The 10271-nt window shown below is 58.8% G+C and carries 8 protein-coding genes and 1 pseudogene; 8 read left to right on the top strand and 1 reads right to left on the bottom strand.

What is annotated here, in order from left to right; translation table 11 throughout:
• Window positions 1-253, bottom strand: a pseudogene (locus A9Z00_RS11820) (IS1380 family transposase); the annotation flags it as partial.
• A gap of 240 nt (window positions 254-493) precedes the next feature.
• Here A9Z00_RS11820 and A9Z00_RS11815 point away from each other — a divergent pair.
• The 8 genes from A9Z00_RS11815 (at window position 494) to A9Z00_RS11780 (ending at window position 10003) form a co-directional block, all read left to right on the top strand.
• Window positions 494-1294 carry a hypothetical protein gene (locus tag A9Z00_RS11815; RefSeq protein ID WP_296977541.1) on the top strand — a complete coding sequence of 267 codons (801 nt, stop codon included), beginning with the start codon at window positions 494-496 and terminating at the stop codon, window positions 1292-1294.
• A gap of 316 nt (window positions 1295-1610) precedes the next feature.
• A complete protein-coding gene (locus tag A9Z00_RS11810) occupies window positions 1611-3398 on the top strand; it encodes an HSP90 family protein (protein ID WP_296977540.1) in 1788 nt (595 codons plus the stop codon).
• Window positions 3395-4441, top strand: coding sequence for a tetratricopeptide repeat protein (locus A9Z00_RS11805; protein ID WP_296977537.1), 1047 nt, complete (start codon window positions 3395-3397; stop codon window positions 4439-4441). Before A9Z00_RS11810 ends, A9Z00_RS11805 begins: the two co-directional genes overlap by 4 nt.
• 536 nt (window positions 4442-4977) lie before the next feature.
• Complete coding sequence (locus A9Z00_RS11800; RefSeq protein WP_296977544.1) at window positions 4978-5760, top strand: AraC family transcriptional regulator; 783 nt, start codon at window positions 4978-4980, stop codon at window positions 5758-5760.
• Between the two features lie 185 nt (window positions 5761-5945).
• A complete protein-coding gene (locus A9Z00_RS11795) occupies window positions 5946-6881 on the top strand; it encodes an ABC transporter permease (protein WP_296977534.1) in 936 nt (311 codons plus the stop codon).
• Window positions 6882-6896: 15 nt separating this feature from the next.
• Window positions 6897-7763 (top strand): carbohydrate ABC transporter permease, encoded by an 867-nt coding sequence (locus A9Z00_RS11790; protein WP_296977531.1) that lies wholly within the window; start codon window positions 6897-6899, stop codon window positions 7761-7763.
• A gap of 109 nt (window positions 7764-7872) precedes the next feature.
• A complete protein-coding gene (locus A9Z00_RS11785; protein ID WP_296977528.1) occupies window positions 7873-9615 on the top strand; it encodes a type 2 periplasmic-binding domain-containing protein in 1743 nt (580 codons plus the stop codon).
• 256 nt (window positions 9616-9871) lie between these two features.
• On the top strand, window positions 9872-10003 hold the full coding sequence (locus A9Z00_RS11780) for a hypothetical protein (protein ID WP_296977527.1): 132 nt from the start codon (window positions 9872-9874) through the stop codon (window positions 10001-10003).
• The last annotated feature ends 268 nt before the right edge of the window (window positions 10004-10271 follow it).

The following is a 10271-nucleotide window of genomic DNA, read 5'->3' as shown; positions in this document are numbered from 1 at the left end:
GCGGATCATATTGCAACTTGCGAAAATGAAAGAGCCGCTGGCAGCCGAGCACCCAGCCGACAATGAGATACAGCAGGATGCGGTAGAGGGGAAACAACGAGTTGTTTGCCTTCGCAAACGATAGCCCCTGCAGCGCCTTGGCGAGCTTGATTTTCTCGAGGTATTCCAGAAAGATTTTGGCGCCTCCGAAACTGGTCGCATGTCGCAGGGAAAATTCTGTCTTGATTTTGCTGACGGGTGTGGTAGACTTCACCTTAAAGGTGCTCCTTTCTTTGGCTGGGTTTTTTTCGTCAAACACCATTCTACCAAAGAATAGGAGCCCTTTTTATGTTTTTAAAAGAGTTTTACTTTCGAAATTCAGGTTCAATATTTCCCGGCGGAAGCATCCGTCCGTTTCGGGGAATCGGAGATTGACTTCTATAACATCCATTTGCGGATCGGCTATATGGACACGAACGGCCGGCCATATGTGCGGGAAGATGGGTTGTCGCTCATGGACAATATAGCGGATGAAACCGGGCGCGACGATTTCTTCGAGGTCCGCGAAGGTTCCGGGAATTACACACCGGATGATCATGCGTTTCTGGGCGAAGGCGGAGGAGCCGGCAAAATCGTCTGGACGATTCCGGAATCGTCGTATGACCTGATCGCATACTATCTCTACTTTGCCGGGGCAGACAAGGGCATCATGCGCGGATTGGCCGGCGTCTATTTTTCGAACGGAATTCCGCTCATGTTCGAGTACATGCTGCCGGACATTCCGGAGGGGGCGGAATACGTTGAAGTCGTGCCGCTGTATGCCGAATTCGGCGACTATTATTACGCCCCGTCCTTCTTCGTGGAGTTGAAGAGCCAGGGTGAGCCGCCGCTGGAACCGGGCGATTTGGTGGCCGGAACGAATTGGGGCAAGCTCAAGGCGGTCGATGGCGGATACGAGTACCGGTTTGCGGCGAAGGGCACGACGGCCGGACATCTCATCAACGAATTTTGGAACGCGGCCGGATTGTCGTTCGACAAGGTCGAAATTCAAACCCGCGACGGACAAGTCTTGCCCGTGGATCAGCCGGTGCCTGCCGGCGCCCGGGTCTATCTGACCCGCGGCAACCAATACCAGTTGATCGATGTGCGCCTGTTGTCGGATTACGTGAGAGAGAAGCGGCAGTTGAGCGGGTCCGCGCCGATCACGCCCGCGGACATTGCCGCCTATGTGCTGGGCGACGAGCGCGAAGATGTGAACGGCGACGGCGTATTCGACCGCAAGGACGTGCGTTTGCTGCTCGGTGAAATCGATTGATCCGCCGCTGACGGCAACGGACGTTTCGGCACGCTTCAGGCATCCGCGGACGGAGCTTCCATGCCGGAAGCGCTGAACCGCAAAGCCCGCGTGAACGCTGCGCGCGATCACGCGGGCTTTGCGCTTGGAACGCACGGGATACAGGGGAGGTCGGCGGGCGGGAACGATCGGACGGAGAAAACGCAGCGTGTTGAATTATAGCAATTACATTTTAAGAATGCTTAGCCGATACTAATGAATACGAAGTGCTGTATGGCCTGCGGCATGCGGGTTGTCGTTTCAGCGGTCGCACCACCGATCATGCGAGGGAGCGCAGATGGAAGAACAAAACTACCATTTCCAGGTGAACCTGACGGGACTCATCGACCTGCTGTCGAATCATCTCTATTCGAATCCGGGTGTCTTTGTCCGCGAGCTTTTGCAGAACGCCGTCGATGCGATCGCGGCGCGCAGGCGGCTGGGACACCGTTTCGAGCCCCGCATTCACGTGGAGACCTACTCGAACCATACGATCTCGATCCAGGACAACGGCATCGGGCTGACCCGGGACGAGATCATCCGGTTCCTGGCGAGCATCGGGAGCTCGACGAAAAAGGATCCGGACGCCGCGGATGAATTGATCGGTCAGTTCGGCATCGGGCTGCTGTCGTGCTTCGTCGTGAGCGACGAGATCGTGCTCATCACGCGATCGGCGCTGGAAGGCGATTCGCTGGAATGGCGGGGCAGGCCGGACGGCACCTACCGGATCCGGAGACTGGACCACGAGCTGCCGATCGGCTCCACGATTTATCTGAAGGCGAAGCCCGAATACGAGGAGCTGTTCGAATATTGGCAGCTCAGGGCGCTGCTCGAGAAGTACGGCAAGTATTTGAACGTGCGGCTGACGCTCTTCGACCAGGGCGCGGAGGAGACGATCCACGAGGAGCGCCTGCCCTGGAAGCTCCGCGGCGAAGAGGCGGCGAAGTTCGTGGAGGAGACGACGGGCAGCCGCCCGCTCGACATCATCCCGCTCGAGTCGCGGCTCGGGGGGCTGGAGGGATTCGCCGCGATCCTGCCCTATTCCGTGGGCGTGCAGGAGAAGAAGCGGCACCAGGTCTATCTGAAGAACATGCTCCTCTCCGACGAAAACAGCGATCTGCTGCCGGACTGGGCGTTCTTCGTCGACGCGTGCGTGAACGCGACGAACCTGAAGCCGACGGCTTCGCGCGAATCGTTCCGGAAGAACGATCTGTTCCATCATGTGCGGGAGGAGCTCGGCGAGAACATCAAGCAATATTTCAAGCGGATTGCGGCCGAAGATCGCGGGCTTTTGGAGCGCATCCTGCGCGTCCATTCCCAGTCGATCAAGCTGGTCGCGAACGAAGACGACGAGCTCTATCAACTGTTCATGCCCTATCTGCGGTTTGAGACGTCCCACGGGGAAATGGACATGGCCGCCATCATGAGCCGGGTCGACACGCTGTACGTGACGGCGACCGTGGACGAGTTCCGGCAGATCGCGCGCGTCGCCCGGGCGCAGGATGTGCTGGTGGTGAACGGCGGCTATCAGCACGATTTCGGGCTGCTGACGCGCGCGAACCGGGTGTGGGAGGGCATCCCCGTCGAAGTCGTCGACGTGATGAAGTTCTCGGAACGCTTCACGCCGCTGGCGGATGAGGAGTGGGAGGAGGTGCGGCGGTTCCTCGAACTGGCGGGGGCTTTCCTCGCGGACCGGCGGTGCGAGGGCGTCGTCTGCTATTTCGAACCTCCCGATCTGCCCGTGTTGTATACGACGAACAAGGACTTGAACTACTGGAAAATCGTGAACGAGAGCCTGCAGGCGGCGGAGGGGCTGTTCGCCGATCTGCTCGGCTCGCTCAGGGCGGCGGGGCACGCGGAGGAGCCGCTCGCCCGCCTCTGCTTCAACTACAACAATCCGATCGTCCGCAAAGTCGCCGAATGCCGGGACGAGACGCTTCAACGCCGGGCGATCGAGCTGTTCTACACCCAGTCGCTGCTGATGGGCGGGCACGTGATGAGCGGCGAGGAGATGCGGATGATGAACGATTCGCTGTTCTATTTTCTGAATCTCGGGCTGAACCGGGCGGGTGAGCCGCGGGGATGAAGCGCCGGTTCAACGCCCTGCTGTCGCAGGCCTGGCAGACCGGGGACGAGCGTCAGGTCCTGGCGCTGTTCGAGGAAGCCATCGTGATCGCGGACCGCTTCCTGACGGAGACGGATGCTTACGAGGCCCGGATCGGTTATACCCGGCGGGCCGTGGAGTTCGGATTCTATGAACGGATGTTCGTCTCCTTTGCCTGGTGCTGGTCGAAGTTCCTCCGGAATCCCGGGCGGTATTCGGGTTTCTACATGCTGTGGCAGTTCAAATGGATCATCGGGAACCTGTGGAAATGCACCGCCTTCCCGCTCGAACAGCTTGAAGGGCTTTTCGCGCTGTTCCGGGAATATTGCGCGAAATACGGCTATTCGCCGCGGCCCGGATACGGGGCCTGCCATTCGATGATGCTCGGCATCGGGAGGCCGGCCGAGGCGGACGAATGCTACCGGCTGTGGCGGACCGCCAGGCGGGACGCGCTCGCCAACTGCCCGGCGTGCGAGCGGCACGCGATGGGAACCTATTACATCGAGAAGGGCCAATACCGCCGGGGATTGCAGATCCTGCGGCCGATTCTGGAGGGCGGCCTGAGCTGCTCGAGCGTGCCCGGCTCCACCTACGAGGCGGCGGTGCGCGCCTATATGGCGCTGGGGCGCATCGAGGACGCGCGCGCGTACGCGGATCGGGCGTCCCGTGAGCTGAAGGGGTCGGGAAGCCTGTACGAGTTCGGCACCCTGATCGCCTTCTACGCGATCGCGAACCGGCGGAAGGCGCTGCGGCTTCTCCGGAACACCTACCCTTACGTCCGCCTGCCCGTAAGCGATTGGGAGAAGCTGCATTATCTCGTCGGCGTGCAATTTCTGCTGGATCAGGAGGGCGGGGCATGGCGCCGGACCGGGTCCGCCCTTCCGGAACCGGACCGCGCGTGGGTGCGCGCGGAGATCGAACGGCTGGCGAAGGCGTTTGACGAGCGGAACCGGAACCGGCACGTGAGCCGGCGCGTGGAGGAATTGGGGAAGCGGTACGCGGCGTGGAAGGCGGCGCTTCGGTAGGGAGGTATCGCGGCAAGAAGGCGGCGCTGCGCCGGGAAAGGCGGTCTTGCGGCCGGACGCCCGTCCGTTCCGGCACGCGTGCGCCGGGAAGGCGGCCGGGCGTCCGTTCCGTTACGCGTCCGCAGGCCCGCGCGCTTCCGGCGTCAACCTCAACCGCCTTCGCGTGCCGTCCTTGATGCAAGCGAAGAAATTTCCGCGATTTTGTCGGAAACCGGCGGGAGTCGGTTTGGCGGAAGTTTCTTCGCTTGTTTCTTGATTTTGCGGGTTTCTGGTTTTGCGGGTTTCGGCCGGGTAACGGATGATCGTCGCCGGCGCGGGCCGGAAAGGGCCGCATGGGCCTGCGGGAATGCGAGTCCCGCCATGCCGCCGGCGCCGGACGGCGTGGCGGATTAAATCCCGTTCGGTGCCAAATCTTTGCAAAACGGGCACATATTCTTGGCAATTTTTCCGCCGATGTTGACAGTTCGGCCCGACGACGGGATCATTGTGCTAGAAGGCGGATTAAAGGTATAGGCGGGGAGGGACGGACCTTGGCAGTGGAAATCAACGACAGGCTGGTTCCCGACATCGGCTATCTGATCTACCGGAAATGCACGCCCTCGTGGGAAATCGCGGAGAACGTCATCTCCTTCTACGACATCACCTACGTCGTGGAGGGCAGGGGGTATTACATCATCAACGGCGTCACGCACGAGGTGAAGAAGGGGGATCTGCTGTGCGTGCCGCGGGGCAGTCTCCGCAAGGCATACAGCAGCGTCGACGAGCTGATGCACCTGTATTCGGCCAATTTCATGCTCTACGACATGAACGGCGAGCTGGCGGAACTGCCGCTTCCCCTCGTATCGCACATCGGAATCAAGAGCGACCTGATCGGGCTGTTCCGCGAGCTGTCCAACGCCTGGGTGCGCAAGGAACCCGGCTATCTCATCAAGACGCGGGGACTTCTGCTCGTCATCATTCACCGGCTGATCGAGCTGATTCTCCTTAAAAAAGACTCCGCCAGCACCGATTACCGTGTAAAGAAGGCGATCAGCTACATCTCCGAAAACTACGCGAGCAACATCACGGTGAAGGAGCTCGCCGAGATGGTGGGGCTCAATCCCGTCTATTTCGGTGCGCTGTTCAAGAAGGAAACGGGCATGCTCGTGCACCAGTATCTGGCGCAGACGCGGATCAACCACGCCCAGGCCATGCTGCAGAACGGCGAGTGCAACGTCACGGAGGCCGCGGAGCGCTGCGGGTACAAGGATCTGTCCCATTTCCGGAAACAATTCAAGATGATCAAGGGCTACACGCCGTCGCAATGTCTGAGGGCCTGACCGTCTGACACAAAAAAATTATCTTTAATCTGCCCCTGTTGTCTAAATTCCTGCCATTGTCGGAACCGGCCCCCGATGATAAATTTTCTTAGAGGATGGCAACGCTTACAGGCATGGCGGAATTTAATGGGAGAAACGGGGTACGGACCAGTGGCCGTCCGATCCCGAAGGAGGCAATGACATCCATGAATACCGCATCACTGAACTTGAATAAAACACTGGTCTATCTGAAGCGCTACTGGGTCCTGTACGTCATGCTGATTCTCCCGATCGCGTTTTTCATCACGTTCCGGTACATTCCGATGCACTACATCCTCATCGCGTTCAAGAAATACAGCATCGTCCAGAGCCCGTGGGAAATGCCGTGGGCGGACAACAACGGGATGCAGTATTTCATCCAGGCGTTCAACAACAAAGATTTCCTGCTTGCGCTTCGGAACACCCTTATGCTCAACTTCCTGGACCTCTTGTTCGGGTTCCCGGCGCCGATCATCCTGGCGCTGATCCTGAACGAGCTGGTGTTCAAGCGATTCAAGCGGTTCACCCAGACCATCGTCTACCTGCCGCATTTCCTGTCGTGGATCATCATTTCCGGCATGGCGCTCCAACTGCTGGCGCCGACGAACGGTCTGATCAACATCGTGCTGCGCCGGATGGGGTTCGATCCGATCCCCTTCCTGAACGATCCCACGTGGTGGGTGATCACGTACGTCGCGCTCGGCATTTGGCAGAGCGTCGGATGGAACACGATCATCTACCTTGCGGCGATCACGGGCATCAACCCGGAACTGTACGAAGCCGCATCGGTTGACGGCGCGGGCCGGTTCCGCAAAATCTGGCACGTCACGCTGCCGGGTCTCAGGCCGACGATCATCGTGCTGCTCATCCTGAGCCTCGGCCACATCCTGAGCAGCGAATTCGACCGGCCGTACGCGCTCAGCAACAAGCTGGTCACCGACGTGTCCACCGTCATTTCGATCTTCGTATACAACTACGGTATTCGCGGTTTGAACTTCTCGCTTTCGACGGCCGTCGGGCTGTTCCAGTCCGTGGTGTGCGTCATCTTCCTGTTCGCCGCCAACGCGCTTGCGAAGCGGTTCGGCGAACGCGGCATTTGGTAGGAGGGCAGCGACATCATGGTCAAAAGCAGAAGCGCCAAATTCGGAGACTGGATCGTCGTTTTCATCTGCATCATCCTGATCCTCGTCTGTCTTCTGCCGGTGCTCAACATCGCGGCGCGTTCCTTGAGCTCGGCCGATGCCCTCATCAAGAACGAGGTGCTGCTCTGGCCGAAGGGCTGGAACCTGGATGCCTACAAGACGGTGTTGGGAGACAAGAAATACACCTGGTCGCTCACTTGGACGGCCATTCTGACCGTCATCTGTACGATCTGGTCGCTGTTCATGACGATTCTGTGCGCGTACCCGCTCATCTACGATTTGAAGGGCAAGAGGTTTTTCGTCGCGCTCATTCTGTTCACGATGTATTTCAACGCGGGTACGATTCCGATGTACCTGTTGCTGAAAGAACTGCACCTGCTGAACAACCCGCTGGTGCTGATCATTCCGAACTGTCTCAGTGTTTTCTATGTGATCATTTTGCGAAGCTTCCTGTACACGATTCCGGACAGTCTCCGGGAATCGGCGGAGATCGACGGGGCGGGTCCGCTCCGGATCCTGTTCAACGTCTATCTGCCGCTGTCGACCCCGGTGCTGGCGACGCTGGCGCTGTTCTATGCGGTGGGCCGCTGGAACGGCTTCTCCGACGCGCTCATGTTCATGAACGACAGGAAGTACTATCCGATCCAACTGTTGCTTTACAACATCCTGAACAGCATCAACAGCATCGAAGTGGCCACGCAGGAAGGCTTTACGACGCCCGGCTTGTCCGAGACGATCAAGGCGGCTACGGTCATGTTCGCAACCGTTCCGATCCTGTTCGTCTATCCATGGCTGCAGCGCTATTTCATTTCGGGCGTCACGCTCGGAGCCGTCAAAGGCTGACCGCCTTCCGGCGTCTCGAAGCACCCATGGGGAGTAAAAGTTGACTTTGTCCTTGACAATGTCAATTTTTACTAATAATACCAGATACTGAATGTAAGGGGGAAGGAAGATGAGAACTCGCCGTATCGTGATGTCCATCCTGACATTCACCCTTGCCTTCGCGCTGGTGTTGGCGGGATGCAGCAAGGGGAAGCAGGACGAGTCGAACTCGTCGACGGGTTCGAACACCACGAATCAGACGAATTCGGGAAGCTCGAACGCCGAAAGCGGTGGGTCGGGCGACCTGGATCCGCGGCTGGAGAAGTACGGTCTCGACGAGAACCTGCGGTTCAAGGAGACCCGCAAGATCACGGTCGAGGTCTACGACCGCGGCAACGACAACGGCACTCCGCCGGAAAGCAACTTCTATGCGCAGTGGATCAAGGAAGGCATGCTGCGCGACCATAACGTCGAAGTCGAGTTCGTCCCGGTTCCGCGCTGGACGGAAGTGGAGGTCATCAACAACCTGCTGGCCGCCGGCGAAGCGCCGGACATCAGCGTGACGTACTCCTATCCGACGATCCTGACGTACGCGAACATGGGCGGCGTGCTCGACATGGCGCCGTATCTTGAGGAAATGAAGGATTTCCTGCCGGATCTCTGGAATCTGCTGACCGATGACAACATCTACTGGAACCGTGATCCCAAGACCGGCACGATCTGGGCCATCGAAGCGCGTCTCGCCATCCTGAACCGCATCAACACGTTCGTGCGCGAGGACTGGCTGAAGAAGCTCAATCTGGAGCCGCCGAAGACGCTCGAAGAATTCGAGAACATGCTGCGCGCGTTCCGCGACAACGCCGAGCTGCTGCTGGGCAAGGACGCGGACAAGATGGTTCCGTTTTCGATCAGCTTCGACGTGGGCTGGCGCGCGGATCACCTGATCGGGTCATTCGTCCCGAACGATATCACGGACAAGGAAATGTTCATCTACGGGTTTGACGACCGGAAGTTCCTCTATCCGAACTACAAGGAAGCGATCCGCGTCCTGAACAAGTGGTACAACGAAGGCCTGATCTGGAAGGACTTCCCGCTCTATCCGGCGGGCGACCCGACGGAAGACAACATGATGAAGGCCGGCTATGTCGGCGCGTTCATGCACAACTGGGACTATCCGTACCGCAACGGCGAAGACAGCATCCATGCCTCGCTGCAGCGGCTGGTCGGTCCGGATGCGGCATACATCGCGGTCGAGCCGTTCCCGAACGACAAGGGCGTCTACCGGAAGTACCTGTCGCCGCCGATTGACCGGAAGATCTTCTTCCCTGCGACGAACAAGGAGCCGGTCGCGTCGCTGCTGTACCTGAACTGGATCTCGAAGGAAGAGAACCGTCTGTTCCTGCAATTCGGCGAGGAAGGCGTCACGCACGAACGGATGCCGGATGGCTCGTACAAGGCGCTGACCGTGACGGGTGAGAAGATCATGAACTCGCCGAACAACCTCGACTATACGATCACGATCAACGGCATCAAGCTGTCCGATCCGGATCTGACCGTCAAGTCGATCGCGAACGGCTACGCCGGCGTCGACAAGCGCTACATCGAGATTGCGCACCAGATTACGACGAACGAAGGCCGGATCGGCAAGAACGCAAACGTCGGCGAAATTCTGGCCGAAGCCGGCATGGGCCAGGCGCTCAGCGAGAAGCGTGACAACATCCTGAACCAGGCCGTCGTGGCGCCGGTCGACCAGTTCGACAAGGTTTTCGACGAAGGCATGGCGGACTACCTGCGGTCCGGCGGTCAGGCGATCATCGACGAGCGCAAGGCGAAGTGGGAAGAAATCTACGGCGACAAGACGATGCTGGATTGACGGAAGATTCGGCATCATCGGAACCCACCCCCGGAGGTTTGCCTGGAGCAAGCCTCCGGGTTATCTTTTTTGTGAAGATGTGCGTGCGGGATCAAAGGCACCATTGAAGAAGAACTGTACGATGTGCTCTACTATACGCTGGGGTTGGCCTATGGGGATGACATCGATCTGGAACCATGCCATCGTCTGAAGGCCGAGATCAACCGCCAAAAGTATGATGCGTGACGACGGGCGGAAACGGCGGGGAGGTGCCGGGTTGGCACATACACCGGAAGCGTTGGAACGGGCGGTTGCGGTCATCGGGGCGACCATAAGGAAATGCGAGTCGCTGCTCCATGCGATGCGGCTGGCGAAGGAACGGATCGGGCAACGGTTCGACGGCGACTGACCGCAGGATATCGGAGAGAAACGCAGTTTCGGGCTCTTGCTGTTGCAAGGGCCCGTCAGACTGTCGACAAAGTCCCTGTCGATAGTCTTTTTTATACAATAAAACTTTACCCATTCACCGCGGTAATATGTTATAATAATAGCAAGGATTCTCTGCGTTGGAGTGATTGCTGTTGCTCAGGAAAACGGGCTATGAAGGACGCACCCAACTTTCCCTCGTGTCGCTCGATGAACTCGTCCCGGAAGATCATCTGGTGCGGAAAATCGAA

The organism is Thermobacillus sp. ZCTH02-B1 (genome assembly GCF_002159085.1).
Classification (GTDB): Bacteria; Bacillota; Bacilli; order Paenibacillales; family Paenibacillaceae; genus Thermobacillus.
This window is presented reverse-complemented; position numbering and strand designations above follow the sequence as displayed.